The sequence below is a fragment of the Rathayibacter sp. AY1H3 genome (assembly GCF_002932015.1).
In genome coordinates this window covers 1-24,306 of record NZ_PSUU01000007.1, presented here as the reverse complement: position 1 = coordinate 24,306, position 24,306 = coordinate 1, and the positions used below count along the sequence as shown (strand labels likewise).

Below are 24,306 nucleotides of genomic sequence, written 5' to 3'. Positions count from 1 at the left end.
ATTCACCCGGTCGTATCGCGGTGCGCTGGTCGAGGCGTGCATACTGTGCGCACCAGTTCATCGATGAAACGGAACGGCCATGACCTCGCACCCCGTCCACCGAGCGCACGGCATCGTGCACCCCGCCTTCACGGTCGGGACGATCGATTCGCGGCTCTTCGGATCGTTCGTGGAGCACCTGGGCCGAGGCGTCTACGGCGGCTTGCTCGATCCTTCGCACGAGAGCGCCGACGCCGACGGATTCCGCACCGACGTCCTCGCGCTCGTCGAGGAGCTCGGAGTCACGACCGTCCGCTACCCGGGCGGCAACTTCGTCTCGGCGTACGACTGGCGCGACGGCATCGGTCCGGTCGAGAATCGTCCCGTCCGGCTCGATCCGGCCTGGCACACCGTCGAGCCGAATCGCTTCGGGATCGACGAGTTCGTCCGCTGGTGCCGGGCGGCGCGCGTCGAGCCGATGATGGCGCTGAATCTCGGGACCGACGGAATCCGCTCGGCCCTGCACCTGCTGGAGTACGCGAACCACCCCGGCGGCACGACGCTCTCGGACGAGCGGCGCGCGAACGGCGCCGACGAGGCGCACGACATCCGGCTCTGGTGTATCGGCAACGAGATGGACGGGCCGTGGCAGATCGGCCATCTCAGCGCCGGCGAGTACGGGCGTCTCGCCGCCCGCACCGCCGCCGCCATGCGCGCACTCGACCCCGACCTCGAACTGATCGTCTGCGGCAGCTCGAACGACCGGATGGCCACCTTCGGAGCCTGGGAGCAGGAGGTGCTGCTGCACACGGTCGAGCACGTCGACTTCGTCTCGTGCCACCAGTACTTCCGCTACGACGGCGACCTCTCCGCGTTCCTCGCCTCCGGCGTCGCCATGGACCGCTTCATCACCGCCATCGCCGACACGATCGGACAGGTCCGAGCACAGAGGCGATCAGAGCGTCCGATCGCCATCTCCTTCGACGAGTGGAACGTGTGGGACTTCGTCGCACACGATGAACGAGTCGCCGGAGGGCTCGAATGGGAGGAGGCGCCCCGACTCCTCGAGGACCGCTACACGGCAGCGGACGCCGTCGTCGTGGGCGACATGCTCATCAGCATGATCAACAGAGCCGACATCGTCCGGGCAGCGAGCATGGCTCAGCTGGTGAACGTCATCGGTCCGATCATGACCGAGCCGGACGGCCCCGCCTGGCGGCAGAGCACCTTCTGGCCGTTCGCCCAGGCACGGCGCTCCGCCGGCGCCACCGCGCTCCGGACCGTCGTCGAGGCGGACAGCACGGGAGCGGGCGATGACTCCGCTCCCGTCCTCGCCTTCGCCGCAGCGGCGCACGCCGACGGCTCGCTCGACCTGATGATCGTCAACCGCGCGACCGACGGCGTCACGGACACCACGGTCGACCTCACGTCGTTCCCCACCCTCACGGTGACAGAGGCACTGATCCTCCGACACGAGGACCCCTTCGCGACGAACTCGGCGGAGCTCCCCGACACCGTCACTCCGCGGCCCCTCGCCGTAGCGCTGACCGACGGCGTCCTCTCGCTCCGGATCCCCGCCATCGCCTGGGTGACCGTGCGCCTCTCGCCGACCGTCGACCTGGGATGATCGGGGAACGCTCATGGGAGGGATGATGCCGATGCCGCGATCGCGAACCCGCCCGGTGACCATGGCCGATGTCGGCGCTGCTGCAGGCGTCACCGCTCGCACGGTCTCCAACGTGCTCAGCGGCAACGCCAACGTCAGACCCGAGACCCGCGATCTCGTCCTCAAGGCAGTCCGCGATCTCGGATACCAACTCAACGTCTCCGCGCGCGGACTGCGCACCGGCCAGACCGGGCTCATCACCCTCGCGATCCCGGATCTCGCGATCGAGTACTTCGGCCAGCTCGCGACGGTCATCATGTCGGAGGCCGAGCGGCACGGCTGGACCGTGATCATCCAGCAGACCGGAGCGCGCCGAGACGCCGAGATCGCCGTCCTCTCCGGCTCCAGCCGCCAGCTGTCGGACGGACTGATCTTCCAGCCCCACGCACTCGGCCCCGGAGACGAGAAAGTACTCGTCGGGGACCGCCCACTCGTTCTCCTGGGCGACAGGATCTTCGACGGCCCGGTCGATCACGTGACCATGGCGAACACAGCCGCCGCGGCCACCGCCACGCAGTACCTGATCGACCGCCAACACCGGCGCATCGCCGCGATCGGCAGCAACCCCGCCGGCGGATCCGTCAGCGCCGCAGCACTCCGCTTGGACGGATACCGCGGTGCCCTCGAGGCGAACGCGATCCCGTTCGACCCCGCCCTCGTCGCGGTCGCCACCGAGTGGCACCACGCCGACGGCGCCGTCGCGATGACGCAGCTGCTCGACTCCCGCGTCCCTCTGGACGCCGTCTTCTGCTTCAACGACACCCTGGCCTTCGGGGCACTGCACGCACTGCACGTTCGCGGCATCCGCGTACCGGAGGACATCGCGGTCGTCGGCTTCGACAACGTCACCGCCGCCGCCTACGCGATACCCGCCCTCACCACGATCGATCCCGGCAGCCGCCAGATCGCCAAGACGGCCGTCGACCTCCTCGCTCAGCGCATCCGGAACGGCCCTCCGGCGCACCCGAGCGAGATCGTCGTCGAGCACTCGCTCATCTCCCGCCGCAGCGCGTAGCACAAGCACATTCGTCAGCGACGAGCCGGTCCGCGCCCGAGAACACGTCTCCGAGCGCACACCGCTCGGCGTGCCCCGTCCACTGACCGACGCCCCACCGGCGCAGCGACCCGGCGCGAGGACTGGCCGGTGACGTCGCGAACGGATCCGTATGGAGAGCAACACCTTCGCATGCATGTCGAGGTGGCTGGTCCGGTAGCCGTGAGCCTCCGATACGTCGCGCAGGCCGCGCCCGCTCACCCCGCGCCGGAATCGGCCCGGAAGTGAGCAGATTGCCAAGATCGATGCCCCTCGGGGAGGGGCTGGAACCGCTTCTACTAGATCTGAATATCGGTGTCGAACATTCCGACGGGCGGGGTCCTGTAAGGCAACGGTTCGCCCGGCAGGTTCTCGTCTGTCGCTCCCGTGAACGGTCCGTCTGTGGATAGCAGGGCGGCCATGTGTGGTTCGGCGTGGTTGATCCACCAGGCGCTGATCCCGAGTCCTGCGTCGAGGCGGGATGCTTCCCAGCTGCGCCAGAGCGCTTCGATGCGTTGCACGGCCTCATCGACGGTCCACCAGTCGGCGCGCCAGCGTCCGGTTCCCTGACCTTTGGCGGAGACGCGGCGGCGGTACGTGTAGCGCCAGTACTTCCGCAGCCACTCGTCCGCGGATCCGTAGACGAGGGTCGGGGCGGAGTCCTCTTCGAACGAGCGCTGCACGGCCGCTTCGGCGCGGGCCTGCATCAGCTCGACCCGCTCGGGCGTCAGTGCTCGTTCCAAGGCTTCCTTCGTCATCCCGGCGATGATCCCGGTGATGACGTCCGCGACCTCTCTCGCGGCGATCGCGTCGACGTCGAACGCGCCGAGCATCGATGCGGCCGCGGTGTCGCCCTCTCCGTCGACGGCGGCTGAGAGGCCCGCAGCCTCTTGCACGTCTCCGCCCGCGAGCGGATCGTCGTCAGTCACGCTGCGCCTCCGTCCGCGTCGCGTCCTCGTTCTCCATCAGAGCCCGCATCGAGGCGGCGAGGTCAATCGCCGGAGCCGGCTCGACGCTCGCAACGACCGGCTCGGCGCTGGTCACGACCGGCTGCGCGGCCGTCGCTACGACAGGAGCCGGCTCGGCGCCGCGTACCGGCGCGGTCGCGGGGTCGTGGGCGGCGATGGAGGCTTTGATCGCTGCGACCTTCTCCTTCGTGCCCTCGTACCAGGGCACGGTGCGCAGCAGCGCGGCCCTCGATCCGGTGGAGAGCATTACGGCGCGGCCGCGGGGCATCGCTCCGAGCTCGTCCACGGTCAGGATCCGTTCGCGCTTCAAGGCGGTCGAGGTTGAGCGGACGCCCTTGTTATAGCTGGCGGAGGTCGTTTCGCGGTCGTAGTCCCCGACGAGCTCGGAGACGTTCTGCAGGAAGTCGTTCTCCTTGACGCTGCCGAGGTAGAGGAACGCGTTCGATGCGCTCCACAGCTTCAACATGCCCTCCTTGCCCCGTGCCGCTCATCCAGGCGTCGATCCTCCCGCCCGACGGCAGGCGCGCCTAGCCGCGAGGCCCGCGTCTCTGCGGGACGGAGGCGCCGTCGTTCCCGCGGCGGGACGGCGCTCGTCTCTCCTGTGGTGGAAGCGCGCCCGTCACTCCTGCGCGCCCGTCACTTCTGCGTGCTCGTCACTCCTGCGCGGCCGCCGCGAGGGCACGGTCGAGCCAGTCCGCGAGCAGCAGGCGCTCCGCGGGCGTGAGGCCGGCGAGCTCCGGTGCGAGGGCCCGGACGCCGACGAGGGCGGTGAGCCGCCCGCCGTCGCCGGGGGAGGGCGGGTCGGTGAGGATCCCCGCGAGCACGCTGTCGAGCGCGGCGTCGGCGAGACCGGGGTCGCGGTCGGCGGCGGGGGTGGAGAGCAGGGTGGTGACCACGCCGGTGCCCGCCGCCTGGATGAGGCCGACGGCGCGCTCCTCCGGCACGCGGAGGCGGCCCTCGGCGGCCACGCGCTGCACGCGGGCGGCGAGGACCCGCCGCCCGGAGAGGGCGGCCGGCGATCCGGAGGCGCGGCCCGGATCGCTGAGGAGGCGGAAGAGCGCGGGGTTGGCCAGGCCGAACTCCACCTGCGCGGCCCAGCCCGAGCGCAGGTCCTCGACCGGGTCGACACCGCCGGCGACGGCCGCTTCGACCGTCCGCGCCTTGGAGTCGACCCAGGTGGCCAGCACGTGCTCCGCGACCGCCTCGAGCAGGCCGTCCTTGTCGCCGAAGAGGCGGTAGATCGCCGGGGCCTGCAGCCCGGCCGCCTGGGCGACCGCTCGCGTGGTGACGGCGGCGGGGCCCTCATCGCGGAGGAGGCCGGCGGCCGCCTCGACGATGCGCAGGCGCGTGTCGGTCGGAGGAGTGGGGCTGGTCACGTATCGACGGTAGCGCACTGTTGCTATCAAGGGAATTCCGTGGTTATCTTCCTCGTGGTATCGCTGATACCCCTCATCGGAAGGCTCTCCACATGATCATCGTGACCGGTGCCACCGGCGCTCTGAACGGCGCCACCGTCGACCACCTCCTCGACTCCGTTCCCGCCTCCGGGATCGCCGTCGTCGCCCGCGACGCCTCGAAGGCCGCCCGCTTCGCAGAGCGCGGAGTGGAGGTGCGCGTCGGCGACTACGCCGACCCCGCCTCCCTCCCGGCCGCCTTCGACGGAGCGGATCAGCTGCTCCTCGTCTCCTCGAGCGACCCGCGGGCCGACGCCGTCGCCCTGCACCGCACCGCCGTCGAGGCGGCCGTCGCGGCCGGAGTCGGACGGGTCCTCTACACGAGCCACCAGGGCGCCGCCGCCGACACCCCCTTCGGCCCGGGCCGGGACCACGCGGCGACCGAGCGCCTGCTCGCCGAGTCCGGACTCGCCTGGACGTCGCTCCGCAACGGCTTCTACGCGCACAGCCTGGGCCTCTTCCTCGGACCGTGGCGGGAGACCGGAGTGATCGAGGTCCCCTCCGACGGCCGCGTCTCGTGGACGGCCCGCGAGGACGAGTCGGAGGCGGCCGCCCGGCTCCTCCTCTCGGGGAGCCCGCACGACGGGCCGGTCACGCTGACCGCGACGGAGGCTCCGACGTTCGAGGAGATCGCCGGGATCGCGGCCGAGGTCGGCGGGCGGCCCGTCGACCTGCGCGTCCTCGGCGATGACGAGTGGGTCGCCGCGCGCGTCGCGGCGGGTCAGCCCGAGTTCCTCGTGCGCTTCACCCTCGGGATGCACCGGGCGGCCGAGCGCGGCTTCTTCGCGGGCACCGGCCCCGAGCTCGGGCGCCTCCTCGGACGCGAGCCGCGCAGCGTCCGCGACCTGCTCGAAGCCGGGCAGGCAGCCGTCGCCGGATGACGCCGGGCGGGCCGCCCCGGGCCCGCCCGCGTGACGAGGCGCCGCGCCGTCCGTCGAAGCGCGGCCGAGGCGGCGGCGTCTCGGCGTCAGGGCGGTTTCCCGGCTCCCCCCGCACGACGACGGGAGCCCGCCGCACCGGTGAGGTGCGACGGGCTCCCGAGGAGTGCCGTGCGTCAGCCGCAGCTGCGCGCGCTGTAGGGCGCGGTGGCCGTGGCCGTGACGGTCTTGCCGCCGACCGTGGCCGTGCCGGTGACCGTCGCCTCGCCCGCGGCGAGCTGCGTCGAGCGCACCGTGAACGCGGCGGAGCCGGAGGCGCCCGGCTTCACGCCGGCGATCGTCTTCACGCCCTCCGGGGTGCTGATCGAGACGTCCATCGGCACCGTGTCTCCGTTCTTGCCGACGACCGTCAGCACGACCTTGCCGGCGACGCAGCGCGACGTGGCGGTCGCGCTCACCTTCAGCGAGGACTGCACGGTGACCGTGACCTGCACCGGCATGCGCGACGCGTCCTGCGCGACGCCCGAGACCGTGAAGGTCCCGGCCGTGGCGTAGGCGGCGGGCGCGACGGCGTCCCAGGCCACGTCGACCGTGCTGGTGGTGCCGGCGGCGGTCGTGATCGTGGCGCGGGGCAGGACCGGCGCGGCGCCGACCGTGGTCGTCGCGGTCAGCGGAGCGACCGAGGCGACGGCCAGGCCGGGGGCGTAGCCCTCGAGCACCTTCTGGTACTCGGAGCGCGTCACCGGGATGACCGTGCCGTGGCGCGGCTTGCCGCCGTCGGCGTTCTGCGGCAGGCCCGTGCGGAGCTTCGCTCCGAGCGGCTGCCAGGAGTCGCCGTTCGCGAGGTCGTCGGTGCCGAACGGGATGTAGTGGTTCGGCCCGTCGTGGTAGTTCGGCTGGTCGATGAAGAGGAACCAGTCGAGGCCGTTCACGTCGCCCTCGTTGGCGGGGAAGACGTTGGGGCCCTCACCGCTGGTGAAGGTCTTGCCGGGCTCGCCGTTGGGCAGGCCCGAGGCCACCTTCTCCTTGACCAGCGACCACTCGTCCGCCGGTCCGCCGGTGCCGGGCAGCGAGCCCGAGACGGTGGCCAGCAGGTCGGTGCTCTTCTCCTCGCGGAGGGTCATCGACGCCTCGTCCTTGGTGAAGCGGTAGTAGGTGTCGCCGTCCTTCGCGACCGTCGAGTCGATGGTGCCCTTGCCGGCGCCGCGCTTGACGTCGATCCACGGCTTCGCCTCCGAGAAGGAGGTGAAGTCCTCGGTCGTCGCGTACATCATCTGGTTGTAGGTGACGGAGGCGCGATCGGCCGTGTTCGTGGTCGGGTACATGTTCGAGGCCCAGAAGACGACGTAGGTCTGGAGCTCGTCATCCCAGTACGCCTCGGGGGCCCAGGTGTTGCCGGCGAAGTCGGTGGAGACCTTGACGTGGCGCTGGGCGGACCAGTTCACCAGGTCGGTCGACTCCCAGACCTCGATGTACTTCGAGCCCGACTTCTGCGCGGTGTCGAAGCCGCCGGGGAGCCCGTCGATCTTCAGGTCGGTGGCGAGCATGAAGAACTTGTCGCCCTCGTGCGAGCGGATGATGAACGGGTCGCGCAGGCCCATCGTCCCCAGGTTCGAGGTGAAGACCGGCTTGCCGCCGTTCAGCGTGTTCCAGCTCAGCGCGTCGTTGCCCTTCGAGGCGGCGAGGCTGATGCGCTCGGCGCCGTCGCCCTCTCCGGTGAAGAACGCCCAGACGTACGCCTCGGTGTCGTCGGTGCCGGCGGGGAGCGGCTGCACCCGGAGGGTGAAGTCGCGGGTCCGGGTGGTGGATCCGCTGGTCGCGGTCGCGCGGACGACCACGTCGATCGCGGGGCTCCCGGTCGCGGGGCGGTCGACGTCGATGGTGCGGGTGCCGGCGGCGCTGCCGTCGCGGACGGTCGCTCCGCTCGGGCTGACGACGCTCCAGGCGATGCTCGAGCCGAGCGTGCCGGTGGTGGGCACCGAGACGTTCGTCCGGATGTCGCCGACGTTCGGGATGGCGATCGCGGCGAGGTCGCGCTGGACCTTCGTCGCGTCGTCCAGCTGCGCGGCGACGCGCACCGCGTAGTCGACCGAGCGGGTCTCGGTGCCGACCCTGTAGGTGGCGGTGAGGGTGGCGGTGGCGTCCGGCTGCCCCGCGGCGGGGCGCGTGACGGTCGCGGTGCCGCCGGTGATCGCGACGGCCGCGCTGTTCGACGTCCAGGTGATGCCGACGCCGCTGGCGGTGGTGGGCACCGTGAAGCCGGCGGTCGCCTCCGTGGGCACCGTGACCGACGCGACGGCGCGGTCGAGGGCCTGCGAGGAGTAGAGCGCCTGCACGGAGCTGCTGCTGAGGGCGCTGTCGTAGACGGCGAAGTCGTCCATCTCGCCGTTCCAGCCCGGGTCGTTGTAGGTCGAGCGCGCGATGTACGCGACGAGCGACGGGCCGAACGAGGAGACGTCGCGGGCGATCGTGCTCTGCGAGATCTGCGCGCCGTTGACGTACACGGTGAGCTTGCCGGTCGAGCCGTCGATGACGGTCGTGTAGAGCGAGAGGCCCGAGGGGGTGCGCGCGCCGACGGTCGGGGTGCCCGTCGCCCCGGCGCCGACCTCGGTGTTGTAGGGAGCGCCCGCGTTGACCGAGTTGGTGACGACCGACTTGGTGTAGCCGGAGAGGTTGCTCGGGTTGAGCAGCCAGTAGCCGGAGGAGAACGAGGCGCCGGAGGCGACGGGCGCTCCGACGAACGCGGCGGCGACGTTGCCGGTCCCGCCCTTGTGGGCGAGCCAGGTCGAGAAGGTCAGGTCCTTCTTGCCGACGAGGCCGGCGGTGGGGATCTCGAGGTAGGGGGCGGCCGCGGCGGATCCGCCGGGGAGGCTGATGAGCCCGTTGCGGAACTGGGCCCCGGAGCCGCGCAGCGTCGCGCTGTAGCCGTTGCCGCTGGTGTCGGCGACCGTGGTGCCGGTGGGGGCGGTGTCGAACGTGTAGTGGAGGAGCGGGGTCTCGGTGGCTCCGAAGGCGGAGCTGGGGACCGTGGCGCCGAGCAGCGCCGTGGCGGCGACGGTCGCGACCGCCAGAGCGGTCCTCACCGCCGATCGTGATCGTCTCATGCAGATAGGCCCTCGTGATCGGGTGCGGCGTCGAGGCACGATCCGCAGGGCCGCGGAGGTGTGCGTCTTCGCACGGGATGTGAAAGTGAACATCCTAGATCGCGGTACCGGATCCTGACCAGACCCCGGGAGAGGTCTGCGGGCTCGCGCAGAACGCCGGCCGGACGCGCGGTTCCTCGCCTCTCGACCGAGGGGCACTGCTCTCCGCCGACGTTCTGCCGGAGCCGGCCGGGTGGCACGATGTCCGCATGGCCTCCGACCGCCCCGTCCTGCTCGTCGTCGACGTCGCCGACGGCGGCCGCGAGGATCCCGAGTTCGAGATCGAGCTGCAGCTGCTGACCGCGAGCGTCGTCTCGGCCGCCACCGCCGCGGGCTTCGTGGTCGACCGCGTCCCTGCCGAGCAGGCCGGCGCCGCCGAGCTCGAGCGCCGGCTCGCCGCCGCCGACGCCGTCGTGGTCACCGGAGGGGAGGACGTCGACCCGTCCCTCTACGGCGGCCGGTCCGACGACCCGCACCGAGGCCAGTCCTTCCCCGCGGCCGACCGCGCGCAGATCGCGCTCGTCCGCCGTGCCGTCGAGACGCGGACCCCGCTGGTCGGGATCTGCCGCGGGATGCAGCTGGTCAACGTCGCCCTCGGCGGCGACCTCGTGCAGCACCTGCCCGGCGCCGGTCACGTGGGCCGGTCGGTCCCCGGCGAGCACCTGTCCGGGATGGTCGACCACCGCGTGGCGCTCGAGCCGGGCAGCGCCCTCGCTCGCATCCTCGGCGCCGCCGAGCTCGACGTCCGCAGCTCCCACCACCAGGCCGTCGACCGTCCCGGCGAGGGCCTCGTCGTGGTCGGCCGCGCCGACGACGGCACCGTCGAGGCCCTCGAGCACGAGTCCGCGCCGCTCTGGTGCGTGCAGTGGCACCCGGAGGACGCGGGCTCGCGAGGCACCGTGCTCACGGACCTGCTCGAGGCGGCGCTCGCCGCGACCGCTACTTGATCGACCCGCGCATCACTCCGCTGACCACCCAGCGCTGCGCGAAGAGGTACACGATCAGCAGCGGCGCCATCGCCATCAGGTAGGACGCGAAGGCGACGGTGTAGTTCGTGTTGAACTGCCCCTGGAAGACGTACTCGGCCAGCGGCAGGGTGCGGGCGGACGGGTCCGAGAGCACCACGAGCGGCAGGATGAAGTCGTTCCACGCCCACACGCAGGTCAGGATCCCGACGGTCGCGTTCATCGGGCCGAGCAGCGGGAAGATCACCTGCCAGTAGGTCCGCCAGGTCGAGGCGCCGTCGGTGCGCGCCGCCTCCTCGAGCTCGATGGGGATCGAGCGGATGAAGGCCGTGTAGATGAACGTGTTGATCGAGAGCCCGAACACGGCGTAGAGCAGGATCAGCCCGGCCTGGTTGTCCAGGCCCAGCAGGGCCGTCTCCTTCACCACCGGCAGCATGATGATCGGGAACGGCACGAAGACCGCGGCGAGCAGGTAGAAGTAGACGCCCTTGAAGAACGGCCTGTGCATGTTCCGGGCGACCGCGTAGGCGACCATCGAGTTCGAGAACAGCGTCAGCACGACGGCTCCGACCGTGATCAGCGCGGTGTTCACGAAGGCCTGCGGGAAGCGGGTCGCCGTCCACGCCTCGGCGAAGTTGCCCCACGAGATCGAGGTCGGCAGCTCGAACCCGGTTCCGCCGAGCTGGTCGGGCGTCTTCAGCGCGGTCACGACGGCGAAGTAGAGCGGCAGGAGGATCGTCAGCGAGCAGACCGCGATGAGCGCGGTCGCCCACCAGTTGATCCGGTAGGTGTCGCGGGAGGGCCGGCGCCGCCCCTCGGGCTCGCCGAGGGCGATCGCGGTCGTGGGGGTGATGGTCGATGTCATCAGAACGACGCCTCTCTGCGGCTGAGGACTCGGAACTGGATCAGCGAGACCACGATGATGATGAGGAAGTAGAGGACGGCGTTGGCCGTCTGATAGGCGTACTCGCCGCCCTGGAAGCCGCCGCGGTAGATCAGCAGCGTGATCGACTCCGTCGAGGTGCCGGGACCGCCGTTGGTGAGGGCGATGATGTGGTCGAACACCTGGAGGAAGTTCTTCATCGAGATGACCATGTTGATCGTGAAGAAGGAGGCGATCAGCGGGAACGTGATCGAGGTGAACTGCCGCCACCTCCCCGCTCCGTCGAGCGAGGTCGCCTCGTAGAGCTCGCCCGGGATCGTCTGGAGTCCGGCGAGGTAGATGATGATCGAGAAGGCCGAGGCCTGCCAGACCGCCAGCACCACGATCGCCACCCACGCCCAGTCGGCGTTCGCGAGGATGTTCTCGCCGATCACCGGGATCGCGCCGAGGATCTGCGGCAGCGAGTTCGCGAAGAGGTACTGGAACACGTAGCCGATGACCAGGGTCGAGAGCACGTAGGGGATGAAGTAGATCCCGCGGAACGCCGTCTGGAACTTGATCCGCGCGTTGAGGGCGACGGCGATGGCGAGCGAGATCACGTTCACCAGCACGGTCGCCACGATCGCGAAGCCGAAGGTGAACCCGTAGGCCTTCCAGACGCGGTCGTCCTGGAGGAGCGCGAGGTAGTTCGAGGCGCCGATCAGGTCCCAGGAGCCGTAGCCCGCGTAGTCCGTGAAGCTGAAGAAGATTCCGGTGAGGACCGGGACCGTGTGGAGCACGAAGAAGAGCAGGACGGCGGGGACCGTCATCCAGTAGAAGGTCTTCGAGGTGCGGCCGATGGTGCGCTTGCGGCGCGCGGGCGGCGGAGGAGTGGTCGCCACCGCCTGCGCGGCGGCCGTCGTGGTCGTGGTCATGGGGTCACTTCCTGGTCGTGCGTGCCGCGACTTTGCGCCACTCACTGTCGAGGGTCCGGAGCGCCGCGTCGGCGTCCCCGCTGGCGAGGAACGCCTGGAGCGTGGGGTTGAGCGGGATGCTCGCGGGGATCTGGTGGTCGACGAAGCCGATCAGCCGTCCCTGCTCGAAGTAGGGCTGCAGCTCGGCCAGCGTGGGGTCCGAGTTGGGTGCGGCGCCGACCAGCGGCGAGAAGGCGGCCTGGCTCGCGACGTACGGCTCGACGACTCCGGGGGTCAGCAGGAAGTCGACGAAGCGGCGGGCCGCGTCGAGCTTCGGAGTGCCGCGGCCGATGGCGACGGCCACGTCGACGCCCGAGGTGACCTGCGTGTCCGCCGGGTCGTCGAGCACCGGGTAGGGGAAGACGCCGAGGTCGATGTCCGGGTTGTTCGTGCGCACCGGGTTGATCGCCCAGATGCCCTGCGGGTACATGGCCGCCTCGCCCGCGGCGAAGGCCTGGTTGCCGTCGTCGTAGCCGCGGCCGAACGAGCCCTCCTGCGTGTACGAGAAGAGCTGCCCGAGCCGCTCCATCGTCGTCGCGTAGTCCTTCGAGAACGAGACGGGGGAGTCGGGGCCGAGCGCCGCTCCCTCCTCGCGCATCGCGTCGAAGAAGCCGTCCGGCTGCAGCTGCCCGCCGAGCGCGTTGAAGGCGGGGGCGCCGGTCCAGTTGTCGAGCAGGGCGCCGTAGAAGGGAGTGATCCCGGCGGCGGTGAGCGTCTCGCAGACGGCGATCAGCTCGTCCCAGGTGGTCGGCACCTCGATCCCGTTCTCGGCGAAGATCGTGCGGTTGTAGAGGATCCCGTCCGCGTTGTTCGCGAAGGCGAGCGCGTTCACCTCCTTCCCCTCGAAGCTGCCGAGGGCGGCGAGGATGTCGAGGGCCGCCGGGTTCACCCGCTCGACGAGCTCGTCGCCGGTGAAGTCGTGGAACACGCCGGCCTTCGCGAGGTCGGCGTAGTAGCCGCTGCCGTTCAGGGTCAGCACGTCCGGCACCTTGTCCTTGACGAGCAGGGTGCGGATGGCCGTGTCGGGGTCGGGCACGTTGTTGGCGATGACCCGGATGTCCGGGTTGGCCGCCTCGAACTCGCGGATGATCCGCGCGAAGTCCTCCACCGCCTCCGCCTTGAACTGGAAGAAGTCGAGCGTGGTCACTCCGCCCCCGGCGCCGGGGGAGGCGCAGGAGGCGAGGGCGGCGGCGGACGCCGCGGCGAGCGGCACCGAGAGGAACAGCCGCCGGGAGAACCCGGGGGGATGCGGATGAGCGGACATGCGGCGCCTCCTTGCGCGTGGGGACAGGTCTCAGGGCGCGCTCGACCGCGGAGGGCGGTGCGAGAGCAGGTGCGGCGGCGGGGGAGCGGGTCGGCTCCGGAGTCGGGAGGGCGGGTCAGAGGGCGGTGAGCACGAGCACGACGAGCTGCTCCGGATCGAGGACGGGGGCCTGGAGCCCGACAGTGCCCAGCACGCGGCCGCGGAGCGCGGTCCCGTGCTCGGCCCAGCCGAGCGGCGACTGCCCGGGGCCGCCGAGCGGCGACGTGACCGGGGCGAGCGCCACGGAGTAGGTGCGCTCCGGGTCCAGGCCCGGGAGCGTGATCCGTCCGGGCGGGTAGGTCTCGCCGGTGCGCAGCTGGGTGAAGGTGAAGAGGGCGGCGGAGCGGTCGGCGGCGACGACTCCGGAGAGCGAGGCGGCGTCGTCGGCGAGGTCGGCGCGCACGACCGTCCCGGTGTGCAGCAGCGCCCGGTGCTCGCGGTGGAAGGCGACCCAGGCGGTCAGCTCCTCCTCGACGGCGGGGGCGAGATCCGAGACGTCCCACTCGATGCCGAGGTGGCCGGGCAGCGCGGTGCCGGCGCGGAAGGCGAGCGAGTGGGTGCGCTGCGTCGAGTGCGACCGCGGCCCTCCGATGTGCTGCCCCATCAGCTCGGGCGGCACCACCAGCTGGGTGAAGGGCTGGATGGTCTGCCGCTCGAGCGGGTCGATGCAGTCGCTCGTCCAGATGCGGTCGGTGCGGGCGAGGATCCCGAGGTCGACGCGGGCGCCCCCGGAGGCGCACGACTCGATCTCGACGCCGGGATGCCGGGAGCGCAGCTCGTCGAGCAGGCGGTAGAGCGCGAGCACGTTCTCGTGGACGGCGGAGCGGCCGGTGGCGGGCGAGACCGCCTCGATCACGTCGCGGTTGTGGTCCCACTTGAGGTACGCGATCGGGTACTCGGTCAGCAGCGCGTCGAGGGCGCCGAGCACGTGCTCGAACGCGCCGCGCTGCGAGAGGTCGAGGACCTGCTGCTGCCGCCCCGAGGCCGGGAGATGGCCGGCCGGGCCGAGGATCCACTCCGGGTGTGCGCGGGCCAGGTCGGAGTCGGGGCTGATCATCTCGGGCTCCACCCAGAGGCCGAACTGCATGCCCAGGCCGGTGACGACGTCCGTCAGCGGGGTGAGGCCCTCCGGCCAGACCGCGGGGTCGACGGTCCAGTCGCCGAGCGCGGCGGTGTCGTCGCGGCGGCCGAGGAACCAGCCGTCGTCGAGCACGAAGCGCTCGACCCCGATCCGCGCGGCCCGCTCGGCGAGGGCGGTGAGGCGAGCGAGGTCGTGGTCGAAGTAGACGGCCTCCCAGGTGTTGAGGGTGACGGGCCGCGGAGCGACGGGGTGCTGCGGGCGGGCGCGGAGCGACGCGTGGAACCGGGCCTGCAGAGCGCTGAGCCCGTCGCCCCAGGAGCCGTAGGCGACCGGGGTCTCGTAGCTCTCGCCCTGCGCGAGCTCGATCTCGGCGGGCCGCAGCAGCTCGCCGGCCGCGAGGAGCGAGACGCCCTCGACGGTGCGCTCGGCGCGGAGCGAGCTGTCGCCGCTCCAGCCCAGGTGGACGCCGTGCACGAGCCCGCGCTCCCAGCCGAAGCCGGGCGTGCCCGCGGCGAGGAGGAGGGTCGCGTCGGCGCCGGGGCGGCCGCGGCGGGTGCGGCGGGTGTGCTCGCCGATGGTCAGCGGGCGGCGCTGCGGGTGGCGCTCGCGGAGGTGGTGCCCGGTGGTGTCGAGGACCTCGCGCGCGGTCGCGGGGAGCGGGAAGCCGAGCTCGAAGCGCTCGAGGCGGAACGGGCGGGCGTCGAGGTTCTCGACCCGGGCGCGCTGGGTGAGCAGGCCGGCCGCATCGACCTCGAGGTCCACGGTCAGCCGGACGCCCGCGCCCGTGGCGACGGTCCGGAGGGCGGAGCCGAGCGCCTCGATGCTCTCGACCTCGAACCGCTCCGACGCGGCCGCGCGCTCGTGGGTGCCCTCGAAGGTGGGGGCGTGCTGCCAGCCGTCGGCCTCGACGGCGACGAGGCCGAACGGCGCGAAGGCGTCGAGCCCGCCCGAGACGCGCTGGGGGAGGGCGGCGTCTGCCAGGGCGGATAGTTCGGCGGCGGAAAGATCTCCGAGCGCGGCGCCCCAGTGCACCATAGTGGGGAAGGTGACGAGGCGGGCGTCGACGACGACGCTGGTGCCCCCGTCCTGCAAGTGGAAGAGGCGCGATTCCCGGCCGGAGAGGGTCACGGAGTCGTTCGTGGGGGCGATGCTGCGGTGCATGGCTTATTTCTAGAGCAGAAGTAATAGGGGTGTCAAGAGCGGCGCGAGTGGCCGGATCTGTTCCTGGGGCGGCGCGCTACCGGTAGCTTTCTACCAGGCCGGAAAGAAGGAGCCCCGTGACCGACACCATCGTCGCCGAGGACGCCTCCGGGAGCTCCTCCGAGCTCCTGGCGCGCGAGGTCCTGATCCACGGTCCCGTCTCGCGGGCCGAGCTCGGCCGCCGCCTCGGCCTCTCGCCCGCCAGCCTGACCCGGCTCGCGCGCCCGTTCCTCGACGGCGGCCTGGTCGTCGAGGGCCCCGAGCAGAGCACCGGAGTCGGCCGCCCCGCCCGGCCGCTCGACATCCGCGCCGACGCGCTGAGCTTCGCGGGCGTGAAGATCACCGGCACCGAGGTCCTCGCCGTCCGCACCGACCTGCGCGCGCGCACCGAGCGGGAGCTGGTCCGCCCGCTGCCGGGCACGGAGCCCGCCGACGTGATCGCCGCGATCGTCTCGGTCGTCGACGAGCTCGGCGGCCCCTCCGCCTTCGCCGGCCTGGGCGTGACGCTCGGCGGGAGCATCGCCGCCGACGGCCGGGTGAGCCGCGCGCCGTTCCTCGGCTGGCGCGACGTCGACCTCGCCGCTCCGCTCTCCGCCGCCCTCGGGCTGCCGGTCGCCCTCGAGAACGACGTGGTCGCGCTCACGGGAGCCGAGCACTGGTTCGGGCGAGGCCGCGGCATCCCGCACTTCGCGGTGCTCACCGTCGGCGCGGGCGTGGGCTACGGACTGGTGGTGCACGACCGGGTGGTCGCGCCCCCGGAGGCGGGGCTCGGCCTGGGCGGCCACTACCCGCTGGATCCCACCGGGCCCGTCTGCGAGGCCGGCCACCGCGGCTGCTCGACCGCGATGCTCAGCCTGCCCTCGCTCCTCCGCCAGCTCTTCGTCGCCACCGGCCGCGAGCTGACCCTGGCCGAGGGCTTCGCCGCCGCTCGCGCGGGCGACCCCGGTGCCGAGCGCATCCTCGCCGACTCCGGCAACGCGCTCGGGACGATGATCGCCGCGATCGGCAACCTCTCGATGTCCGGCACGGTGATCCTGGCCGGGGAGGGTGTCGCCCTCTACTCGGAGCAGGCCGCGGTGGTGGACGCCGCGATCGCGGCCACGCGCGACCCGGACGCTCCGCCCCTGGCGCTGCTCGTCGACGACGGCGGGCTCGTGGAGTGGGCGCGCGGCGCGGCGGCCGTCGCGATCCAGCGGCTGCTGCCGCGGATCGCGCTCGGGACGCTGGGGTAGCGGGGCTCCGCGGCGCGCGGGTGCTCGGGGTGCCGGGTCTCCGCGCCCAGTGGGCCGTCGGCACGCTCGCCCGGCGGGTCTCAGCGCCGCGGAGGCTCGGGATGTCGGCCCGGCGGGTGTCCGCTCCGGGCGGGTACCGGGACGCCGGCCTCGCGGGCTAGACGCCGAGCGCCGAGCCGGGCAGGTCGCTCTGCAGGCCGTCGACGATCCGGCCGAACGCCGCGATCGCCTGGTCGTCGCCGAGACGGCCGGAGTCGACTCCTCCGGCGATGCGCAGGACCTCGGTCCGGCGCTCCGCCCGCTCCACCGCGTCGAGCCCGGAGGCCCCGATCGCTGCGGATGCGCGCACTCGCGCGACGATCGTGCCGACGTGCCATCTAACGCGTGCCATCTGTCTCCTCCTGAAATCCCCGCCTCTCTTCGGAGCGGACGCACACCCGGATGGGTGCGCGTCCCCCGTCCTCACCCCCGTCGCTCCGGCGATGCGTCACGAACGGTCGTCATCCGGCCGCCGTGGCGACCGTTCGTGACGCATCGATCGAGCTGGGGAGGCGGAGCGCCCGCTCGCGGAGAGGGGGCCGGGGCGCCAGACTGACGGCGAGCGGAGGGAGGCACGATGCGACGCCTCCGCGCCCTCGCCGCCGCGCTGCTCCTCCTGCCCGCCCTCGCGGCCTGCGCGCCGGGAGGCGCGACGGGCGCCCCGAGCGGCACCGCGGCGGCCACCGTGGCTGCGACCACCGCCACCCCGTCTCAGGCCACCCCCGACCCGGCCCGTTCCTCCGCCGCGTCCGCCCCGGCTCCCGGGGTCACCGTCTCCGTCCAGCAGAACCGCTCCGACATCGCCGGCGGCACCATGGCCTTCGAGGTCCACAACGGCAGCGGCGCCCCGATCGAGGTCACCGCGGCCCGCCTCACGGACCCGCGCCTGGCCGCCCCGCTCACCTGGACCGGCGGCACGGGCGTCCCCGACGGGACCTCGCGAGACCTCCGGGTCGACGTGCCCGAGCCCGCCTGCCCTGCCGCGGAGGCGCCCACCGCGCTCGAGGTCGTCCTCGCCATCGACGGCCACGGCGAGCACGCGTACCCCGCCGACGACCCGTTCTCGTTCGTCGACGCTCTCGCCCGGTCCGGATGCTTCGCCCGCAGCGTCGACGCCGACCTCGCCCTGCGGATCGACACGTCCGGAGGCGCCGCGCACGAGCCGGCGCGCCTCACGATCACCGCCGACGTCCGGGGTACCCCCCTCGTGCTCCGCAGCGTCGACGCCACGATCCTGCTGCAGCCGCCCGACGCCGCCGACGCCTGGACCCTCGACCGCTCCGTGCCCGCCGGGACCCTCGACTCCGTGGTCCTGGACGCCGTCCCCACCCGCTGCGACACCCACGCGCTCGCCGAGGACAAGGTCGGCACGCGCCTGCCGGTCACCGTCGAGACCGCGGGCCGGCAGGGCACCGTCGTCGTCGCCGCGACCCCCGAGCAGAAGGGCGAGCTCTACGCGTTCATCACCGCGTACTGCGCGTCCTGAGCAGGGAGGCGGGGGTCCGGGGGTGCGGACGTCCCCGCAGACGCGCCTCGCCGTGCACCTCGGCCGTCACTCGCCGCCGCTCGCCCGCATCGGCAGGTCGCGCCGTCGGCCGCGCCGAGCCGGTCCCGCCCGCCGTGGGACGAGCCCGGCCTGCCCCGCCCGGCTCGGCTCGGCTCAGCCCGCTCGACTCAGCTCAGCCCGGTTCAGCGCCCCGCTCCGCTGTGCGCGCCCCAGCCGCGCCCGTCCGTTTCACGCCGGCGCCGTGCTCAGCGCCTGCAGCCCCGTCACCCGCAGCAGGTCGAGCCGCGCCTCGTCCTCGCTGCCCGGCGCCACCGTGTAGACGACGATCCGCAGGTCGGTGCCCGGAGCCGTGAGCACGTCGCAGTCGATCGTGATCGGTCCGACGGGCGTCCGCGTCACCGTCTTCCGGCTCGCGCGGTGCTCGGCGATGCGCGCCTCCGCCCAGCGCCGCTCGAACTCGGGCGACTCCTCGCGCAGCCGGGCGACGAGGGCGGCGAGCGCCGGATCGCGCGGGTAGCGCCCGGTCGCCGCGCGCAGGTCGCCGCGCGCAGGTCGGCCGCGAGGTCGCTCGCGAAGTCCTCCTCGTGCTGCGCGTCGAACTCGGTGCCCGCGTGGCCCGAGGTGAAGTGCCGCCAGACGAGGTTCCGCTCCAGCCCGGTGAACACCGAGGGGTCGCCGTTGAGGGCGGCCCAGAGCGGGTTCCACAGCAGGATGTCGTGGGCCGCCGTGAACACCGCGAGCGGCACGTCGCCCAGGCGGTCGACGATCCGCTGCACGCCCGGGCTCACGTGTTGCGGCACGACGCCCGGCGAGGGGACGGCGGCGCCAGCGACCCGGTAGAGGTGGTCGCGCTCGCTGTCAGTGAGCCGGAGCGCCACCGCGAGAGAGCGGAGCATCGACGGCGACGGGTTCCGTGCGCGTCCCTGCTCGAGCCGCACGAGGTAGTCGACGCTCACGCCCGAGAGCGCCGCCAGCTCCTCGCGGCGCAGGCCCGTGGCGCGGCGGCCCGAGCCCGCGGGCAGGCCGACGTCGGCGGGACGGATGCGGTCGCGCCACGAGCGCAGCACCGTGGCGAACTCCTCCATGCCGCCCATCCTCCTCCGCCCGCCGTCGCCGAGCCAGGTACTGCCGGTCCCCCCGTCGAGCGCGGCCTGGTCGAGGCCCGACGACCCGCGCAGGATGGGCGCATGACCACGACACTCATCACCGGAGCGAACCGCTCCCTCGGCCTCGAGACCGCCCGCCGACTCCTCGAGGCGGGCCACACCGTCTACGCCGGCATGCGCGACACCGCCGACGGCGACGCCGCCCGCGCGCTCGGCGCCCACCCCGTGCGCCTCGACGTCACCGATCAGGCGAGCGTCGACTCCGCGATCGCCTCCCTGCCCGGGCTCGACGTGCTCGTCAACAACGCCGGAGTGCTGGGCACCTCGTTCGGCGTCGACGACCTCACCCCGGAGGCGATGGCGGGCGTCCTCGAGACGAACGTCGTCGGCATCGTCCGCGTCACGCAGGCCGCGCTCCCGCTGCTGCAGGCCTCCGCGGCCCCGGTCGTCGTGAACGTGGCGTCCGGAGTCGGCTGGCCGCGCTGGCTGAGCACCGAGGGCCACGACGAGTTCCCCGTCACCGCGATCCCCTACGCGGCATCGAAGGCGGCGGTCGTCGCGCTCACCGTGCAGTACGCGAAGAACCTGCCGGCGATGCGGATCAACGCGAGCGACCCCGGCTACACCGCGACCGACTTCAACGGACACGGCGGGCACCAGACCGTCACCGAGGGCACGGACGCGACCGTCGCGCTCGCCCTGCTCGGCTCCGACGGGCCGATGGGCGAGTTCCACGACCGGCGCGGGCGCATCGAGTACTGAGCGGCGGGGAGGGCGGGCGCGACCGGCCGGACACCGGCCCGGACCCGGCAGGCGTCCACGTGCCCGTTCGAGGAGCCGCTGCCCCGAGCCCGGCGTGCGTCCACGTGCCCGTTCGAGAAGATCCCGCCCCGACCCGGTATGCGTCCGCGTGCGCCCGAGACGCGGTGAGGTCCCCGAACCCGCCCTCGGCGCACCGGCCAGCACATGGTGATGAGGTGTCCTGTCTGCGCGGTCACCGGTCCTCGGTGCTGGGCTGTGAGTGACGGCCGGAGCCGGGACGCTGCCCACCGCGTGACAGAGGGCCGGATGAACCGCCGGCCCGACGGTGCGTGCTCGCTCCGGTGCGCCTACCGACTCACCGCGTCTCGTGTCAGCTCTGCAGCTCGACCCCCCAGTTCGTCCTCTGGACGTCGGCGTCGAGCCCGCGCAGCTCGCGCGCCACGGCGTCGGCCTGCTCGCGCAGCTCCCGCACCGGCAGCGCGGGCAGGCGGCGCAGCTCGCTCCGGAGCTGGCGGTAGCCGCGCTCGCCGGCGGCCGCGTCGGCCGCGCGGGTCAGGAGGCTGTGCCGGGCGCGCAGGGCCTCGCGCCGGGCGAGCGCCGCGGTCAGCACCTCTCCGGTGGGAGTGGTGGCCGTCGCGTTGGTGAGGTTGATCGCCGTGACCAGCCGCTCGAGCTCGCCCAGTGCGCGCGTGCAATCGGCGAGCAGCTCGGCCGGGTCCTCGGTCGGCTCCTCCCCCTCCTGGTAGGAGGCGTTCGCGACGATCCGCGACTGGAGGGCCTCGATCCGCTTCTGCAGGTCGGCCCGCTCGAGGAGTGCTTCGGCGAGAGTCATGCGACCAGGCAAGCACACATCGGCGCGACCCGCGCCCCTAGGCTGCGACCGTGCCGCTGCAGAACCATCCCGGAGACGTCGAGTTCCCCGTCCGACCCCGGCTGCGCTACGCGCGGGCGGCCGATGCGCACCGGCGCGGGCAGGGCGCCGGACGCCGCGCCCTCCTGGTGACGGCCTTCGCGGCTCCGGTGGGCCTGGTCGGCTTCGCATGGGGGCTCGCGCTCGGCGGCGGCGAGAGCGTCGTCGCGTTCACGGCGTTCGCGTTCGCTCTGGCCTTCGGGCTGCTCGCCGCCACGGTCGGCTTCCAGCAGTGGGATGCGCGCGCGCCGCGCCGCGAGCAGCTCGCCTACCTCGGCGCGGCCGACTCGCCGACCCCGTCCCTCCGCCAGCAGCAGCTGCTCGCGCTCGACGCGGTCAGCGACTTCTCGTTCGCCGGCTGGAACTCCTCCCTCGCGTTCCAGCCCTCGTGGGCCGAGCTCCCGGAGGAGCTGCGGCGCCGCTACGCCGACGGAGCGAAGGGGGCGCCCTGGCAGCAGCTGCCGCTGCATCCGCTCGTCGAGCACCGGGTCGCGCTCGACCGCGACTTCCGCATCGCCTCGGCCGACGACGTCGAGCTGCTGGTCGCCGACGTGCTCACCCGCGGGCCGCTCTCGACCCGTTTCGCCGAGGTCTCGGCCTCCGCCGACGCCGAGCGGATGCGCTCCCGAGTCGCCGCGCTCACGGGCGGCAGCGAGTTCCACCTCCTCGAGCTCGCCCAGGCGGTCGACGGGCGTCCGCCGCTCCTCCTGCTCGCGGGCGACGCCGAGCGCACGATCGGCGCGATCCGCTACGCCTACGTCGCCGGCTACCTCCCGGCGGCGCGGGCCTGGGAGCTGCTGGCCGCGGTCGGCGACCGCGTCTTCGAGCGCTACTCCGGCTGGGACGCCTACTGGGCCGACGCGGCCCTCGCCATCGCCTTCCGCACCGACTCCCTCGGCGCGGTGCAGCACCACCATCGTCTGCGCGCGGAGCTCGCGGGCTCGGGGTGGCCGGCGGCGGCGGTGCCGTACCCGGGCTGAGCGCGGGGCGGCTGCGGAGACGGTGCGACCGAGCCGGAGCGTCCGGATGGGAGGCGTGCGCCCGCGCGGTGGCCTCCCTAGCCCACGGGGCTGTCGACGCGGAGAGCGCTGCGGCCCCGGGGTCAGCCCAGCTTCGAGGCGGGCACCGTCTCGAGGTGGAGCAGGTCGCGGCGCAGGCGCTGCGAGCGGACGTAGCTGCTCAGCACGTGCTCGGGCGAGGGCGGGGAGTCGCTCCCGCCGAGGAGGGCGCGCGCGGTCGTGAGGCGTGCGCGGCGGATCTCGTCGAACACGGTGGTGCCGTTCCGCGCGAAGGTGCGCTGCAGCGTCCGCTTCGGGACGCCGAGGCGCTCGCAGATCTCCTGGACCGAGAGGCGGGGGTCGGTGGACATCGCGGCGATCAGGGCGAGGGCGCGCGTGTAGACGTCCTCGCTGCTCTCGCGCGGCAGCGAGGTCGCCAGCACAGCGCCCGCCAGCTGCTCGACGGCGGCCCGCACCAGAGGGAAGGCGGGGGAGTCGGCGTCGAGGGTGGAGCCGAAGGTCGCGTTGACGGTCGAGAGCAGGATGCCGCGGCTGGCCGCGTCGGCCTCGGTGACGACGGCGCCACGGTCGGCCGAGTCGACCAGGCCCAGCAGCGGGCGGTCGAGGGCGATCTCGGTGCGGGCGCTCGGGGTGTCGGTCACGATCGTGAACGGGGAGTCGCAGTGGAGGAAGGCGATGGCACCCGGCGCGACGCGGACCTCGAGCGCCGCCGGATCGTCCGGCTGGATCACGAGCGCGCCCTCGAGCGGGATGATCAGGCGGACGCCCGGGCCGGCGGCGGAGGTGCGGTGCAGGCGGGCCGGCGAGTGCCAGATCCGGAGCACGTCGACGCCGTCGCTGCAGAGGGTGTCGGCCACGATGCGGAACGCGCCGTTCGCGCGGACGTCGACGCCGCTCTGCGCCAGCCACGCGGCCGCCGCCGTGTCCCGGCGGGACACCCCGCGGTCGACGATCGGTCGGCTGCCTTCTGCGATTCCCCTCACGGCGGAGTCCTTTCCTCTGGCGCGTCCTCCGTACGACGCGATCCCTCTACCCTGGCCGATCCGGCCCGGTGGTGAGAAGTCTTCATGCGATCGCATCGTCGCTCACCTCCACCGCAAGGTGTCGGATCCCGCCATCGGGGGACGGAACCTGACCTCCGGGGTGCGCCTCGGATCGACGTGGACCTCGAGCGCGGCGACGTCGGTGAACGGCCGGTCGTCGCTCGTGCGGCCCCGCAGCACGATGGAGTGGCGGAGCGTCCGGGGCGCCCTCAGCGGCGCGATCGTGTAGTGCGCGACGGCCACGAATCCCGCTCCCGGGGCGACCCGCTCGGGCCGGCCGACCACGGTGACCGGGGCCTCGTCGTAGTCGAGCTCGGCGCCCGAGCCGTCGGTGAAGGAGCCGCAGAACAGGGCGAGGTCGTGCAGGGCGGAGGTGCCGGAGTTGTGGAACTGCATCCAGAAGGTGATCACGGCGACGGAGCCGCACGCGGGCGCGAGCCGCACCGCGCTGCCGTCGAGGACGAGGTGCGGAGGCGCATCGAGCGTCGGAGCTCCGAGCATCAGCCGCGCCGCCTGACGCCCGCCGCCGGTGCGGCCACCGGTTCCGCTGCGCGTCCCGCCAGCTGCAGGAGGCCGCACGCGGCGACCACTCCGACGAGGGCGGCCGCCCAGCTCAGGTCCTGCTGGTCGAACTCCCGGAGGTGCGCCGGGACGCCCGTGAATCCGAGGATCCCCTGGGCCGCGGCGACGGTGGCGAAGGCGAGCAGCGCGGCCGTGGCGGCGACCGCGGCCGGGGCGGGCGGGTCGCCCTCCGAGTCCTGGGCGAAGCGGCGGACGGCGTGCGCGAGGGCGAGTGCGCAGAGGGCTGCGGCGACGAGGGCGGCCGCGGTGTAGGCCGGGCCGGCGGCCAGGAGGAGGAGGGCGCCGACGACGACCCGCAGGCAGGCTGGAAGGACACCGGGAGCGCTGCATCCGCGCGCGCCAGGGCCTCCGCCGAGGGCCGCGGTGAGGGCGCGGGACTCCTCGAGGCGCCTCCGGACGCCATGAGGACCGGCGGCGCGGAGCAGGGCGGTCGCGCCCGAGGCGAGCAGCGCGACGCCGACGAGCAGGGGGAAGACGAGGGCTGCGGCGGGCAGGGCGGGGGCCGCCGACCGCGATGCGGCCGAAGCCGCCCTCCATCTCGTCGAACTTGGCGGTCTCGGAGGCGTCCGCGATGACGTGCGCGACCTCGCCGCGCTCGAG

General features: G+C 73.1%; 22 protein-coding genes and 1 pseudogene. 8 read left to right on the top strand and 15 right to left on the bottom strand.

Features of this window, described 5'->3' with window-relative positions:
- Window positions 1-79: 79 nt before the first annotated feature.
- Together C5C33_RS04515 and C5C33_RS04510 are read left to right on the top strand one after the other, a co-directional pair.
- A complete protein-coding gene (locus tag C5C33_RS04515) occupies window positions 80-1,606 on the top strand; it encodes an alpha-N-arabinofuranosidase (RefSeq protein ID WP_104260521.1) in 1,527 nt (508 codons plus the stop codon).
- Window positions 1,607-1,637: 31 nt separating this feature from the next.
- Entirely contained in the window at window positions 1,638-2,660 is a 1,023-nt protein-coding gene (locus C5C33_RS04510) for a LacI family DNA-binding transcriptional regulator (protein WP_104224058.1), read from the top strand.
- 317 nt (window positions 2,661-2,977) lie between these two features.
- Here C5C33_RS04510 and C5C33_RS18785 read toward each other — a convergent pair whose 3' ends face one another.
- From C5C33_RS18785 to C5C33_RS04495, 3 genes are all read right to left on the bottom strand, one after another.
- The gene (locus C5C33_RS18785) at window positions 2,978-3,607 is read right to left on the bottom strand and encodes a DUF4913 domain-containing protein (RefSeq protein WP_219814019.1); all 630 of its coding nucleotides are present in this window, start codon (window positions 3,605-3,607) and stop codon (window positions 2,978-2,980) included.
- Window positions 3,600-4,112 carry a TraM recognition domain-containing protein gene (locus tag C5C33_RS04500; RefSeq protein WP_104260520.1) on the bottom strand — a complete coding sequence of 171 codons (513 nt, stop codon included), beginning with the start codon at window positions 4,110-4,112 and terminating at the stop codon, window positions 3,600-3,602. Before C5C33_RS04500 ends, C5C33_RS18785 begins: the two co-directional genes overlap by 8 nt.
- Window positions 4,113-4,299: 187 nt before the next feature.
- Window positions 4,300-5,022, bottom strand: a complete 723-nt coding sequence (locus tag C5C33_RS04495) for a TetR/AcrR family transcriptional regulator (protein ID WP_104260519.1) — start codon at window positions 5,020-5,022, stop codon at window positions 4,300-4,302.
- Window positions 5,023-5,114: 92 nt separating this feature from the next.
- On the opposite strand from C5C33_RS04495, the gene C5C33_RS04490 reads away from it, so the two are divergent.
- Complete coding sequence (locus C5C33_RS04490) at window positions 5,115-5,981, top strand: NAD(P)H-binding protein (RefSeq protein WP_104260518.1); 867 nt, start codon at window positions 5,115-5,117, stop codon at window positions 5,979-5,981.
- 173 nt (window positions 5,982-6,154) lie between these two features.
- Here the strand turns inward: C5C33_RS04490 and C5C33_RS04485 are convergent, their stop codons facing one another.
- Window positions 6,155-9,061 (bottom strand): immunoglobulin-like domain-containing protein, encoded by a 2,907-nt coding sequence (locus tag C5C33_RS04485; RefSeq protein WP_181065478.1) that lies wholly within the window; start codon window positions 9,059-9,061, stop codon window positions 6,155-6,157.
- A 269-nt stretch (window positions 9,062-9,330) separates the two neighbouring features.
- Between C5C33_RS04485 and C5C33_RS04480 the strand changes: the two genes are divergently transcribed.
- Window positions 9,331-10,068 (top strand): gamma-glutamyl-gamma-aminobutyrate hydrolase family protein, encoded by a 738-nt coding sequence (locus tag C5C33_RS04480; RefSeq protein ID WP_104260516.1) that lies wholly within the window; start codon window positions 9,331-9,333, stop codon window positions 10,066-10,068.
- On the opposite strand, the gene C5C33_RS04475 is transcribed toward C5C33_RS04480, so the two are convergent.
- The 4 genes from C5C33_RS04475 to C5C33_RS04460 all read right to left on the bottom strand — a co-directional run bounded on the left by C5C33_RS04475 (window position 10,061) and on the right by C5C33_RS04460 (window position 15,467).
- Window positions 10,061-10,951, bottom strand: coding sequence for a carbohydrate ABC transporter permease (locus C5C33_RS04475; RefSeq protein ID WP_347877594.1), 891 nt, complete (start codon window positions 10,949-10,951; stop codon window positions 10,061-10,063). The genes C5C33_RS04480 and C5C33_RS04475 overlap by 8 nt on opposite strands.
- Complete coding sequence (locus tag C5C33_RS04470) at window positions 10,951-11,883, bottom strand: carbohydrate ABC transporter permease (RefSeq protein WP_104225874.1); 933 nt, start codon at window positions 11,881-11,883, stop codon at window positions 10,951-10,953. Before C5C33_RS04470 ends, C5C33_RS04475 begins: the two co-directional genes overlap by 1 nt.
- A 4-nt stretch (window positions 11,884-11,887) precedes the next feature.
- On the bottom strand, window positions 11,888-13,186 hold the full coding sequence (locus C5C33_RS04465) for an ABC transporter substrate-binding protein (protein WP_104260515.1): 1,299 nt from the start codon (window positions 13,184-13,186) through the stop codon (window positions 11,888-11,890).
- Between the two features lie 115 nt (window positions 13,187-13,301).
- On the bottom strand, window positions 13,302-15,467 hold the full coding sequence (locus C5C33_RS04460; protein WP_104260514.1) for an alpha-galactosidase: 2,166 nt from the start codon (window positions 15,465-15,467) through the stop codon (window positions 13,302-13,304).
- 116 nt (window positions 15,468-15,583) lie between these two features.
- Here C5C33_RS04460 and C5C33_RS04455 point away from each other — a divergent pair, with 116 nt between their 5' ends.
- Window positions 15,584-16,738, top strand: a complete 1,155-nt coding sequence (locus C5C33_RS04455) for an ROK family transcriptional regulator (protein ID WP_104260513.1) — start codon at window positions 15,584-15,586, stop codon at window positions 16,736-16,738.
- A 157-nt stretch (window positions 16,739-16,895) separates the two neighbouring features.
- Here C5C33_RS04455 and C5C33_RS04450 read toward each other — a convergent pair whose 3' ends face one another.
- Window positions 16,896-17,129, bottom strand: coding sequence for a hypothetical protein (locus C5C33_RS04450; protein ID WP_104297676.1), 234 nt, complete (start codon window positions 17,127-17,129; stop codon window positions 16,896-16,898).
- 225 nt (window positions 17,130-17,354) lie between these two features.
- Here C5C33_RS04450 and C5C33_RS04445 point away from each other — a divergent pair, with 225 nt between their 5' ends.
- Window positions 17,355-18,263: a hypothetical protein gene (locus C5C33_RS04445; protein WP_104260511.1), complete on the top strand. Its 909-nt coding sequence runs from the start codon at window positions 17,355-17,357 to the stop codon at window positions 18,261-18,263.
- Between the two features lie 249 nt (window positions 18,264-18,512).
- On the opposite strand, the gene C5C33_RS18935 is transcribed toward C5C33_RS04445, so the two are convergent.
- Both C5C33_RS18935 and C5C33_RS18930 read right to left on the bottom strand, forming a co-directional pair.
- Entirely contained in the window at window positions 18,513-18,989 is a 477-nt protein-coding gene (locus tag C5C33_RS18935; protein WP_258069180.1) for a hypothetical protein, read from the bottom strand.
- Window positions 18,899-19,369, bottom strand: a pseudogene (locus tag C5C33_RS18930) (helix-turn-helix domain-containing protein); the annotation flags it as partial. The pseudogene C5C33_RS18930 and the gene C5C33_RS18935, both read right to left, overlap by 91 nt.
- A gap of 102 nt (window positions 19,370-19,471) precedes the next feature.
- Between C5C33_RS18930 and C5C33_RS04435 the strand changes: the two are divergent.
- Window positions 19,472-20,152: an SDR family NAD(P)-dependent oxidoreductase gene (locus C5C33_RS04435; RefSeq protein ID WP_104260510.1), complete on the top strand. Its 681-nt coding sequence runs from the start codon at window positions 19,472-19,474 to the stop codon at window positions 20,150-20,152.
- 370 nt (window positions 20,153-20,522) lie between these two features.
- Here C5C33_RS04435 and C5C33_RS04430 read toward each other — a convergent pair whose 3' ends face one another.
- Window positions 20,523-20,984, bottom strand: coding sequence for a DIP1984 family protein (locus tag C5C33_RS04430; RefSeq protein WP_104224023.1), 462 nt, complete (start codon window positions 20,982-20,984; stop codon window positions 20,523-20,525).
- Between the two features lie 50 nt (window positions 20,985-21,034).
- Between C5C33_RS04430 and C5C33_RS04425 the strand changes: the two genes are divergently transcribed.
- Window positions 21,035-22,042 carry a DUF1266 domain-containing protein gene (locus C5C33_RS04425; protein ID WP_104260509.1) on the top strand — a complete coding sequence of 336 codons (1,008 nt, stop codon included), beginning with the start codon at window positions 21,035-21,037 and terminating at the stop codon, window positions 22,040-22,042.
- 122 nt (window positions 22,043-22,164) lie between these two features.
- Here the strand turns inward: C5C33_RS04425 and C5C33_RS04420 are convergent, their stop codons facing one another.
- From C5C33_RS04420 to C5C33_RS18380, 3 genes are all read right to left on the bottom strand, one after another.
- On the bottom strand, window positions 22,165-23,064 hold the full coding sequence (locus C5C33_RS04420) for a helix-turn-helix domain-containing protein (RefSeq protein ID WP_181065566.1): 900 nt from the start codon (window positions 23,062-23,064) through the stop codon (window positions 22,165-22,167).
- A gap of 102 nt (window positions 23,065-23,166) precedes the next feature.
- The gene (locus C5C33_RS04415; protein ID WP_104227480.1) at window positions 23,167-23,625 is read right to left on the bottom strand and encodes a hypothetical protein; all 459 of its coding nucleotides are present in this window, start codon (window positions 23,623-23,625) and stop codon (window positions 23,167-23,169) included.
- A partial coding sequence (locus tag C5C33_RS18380; RefSeq protein ID WP_104260507.1) for a hypothetical protein occupies window positions 23,625-24,306 on the bottom strand: 682 nt, incomplete at its 5' end. The genes C5C33_RS04415 and C5C33_RS18380, both read right to left, overlap by 1 nt.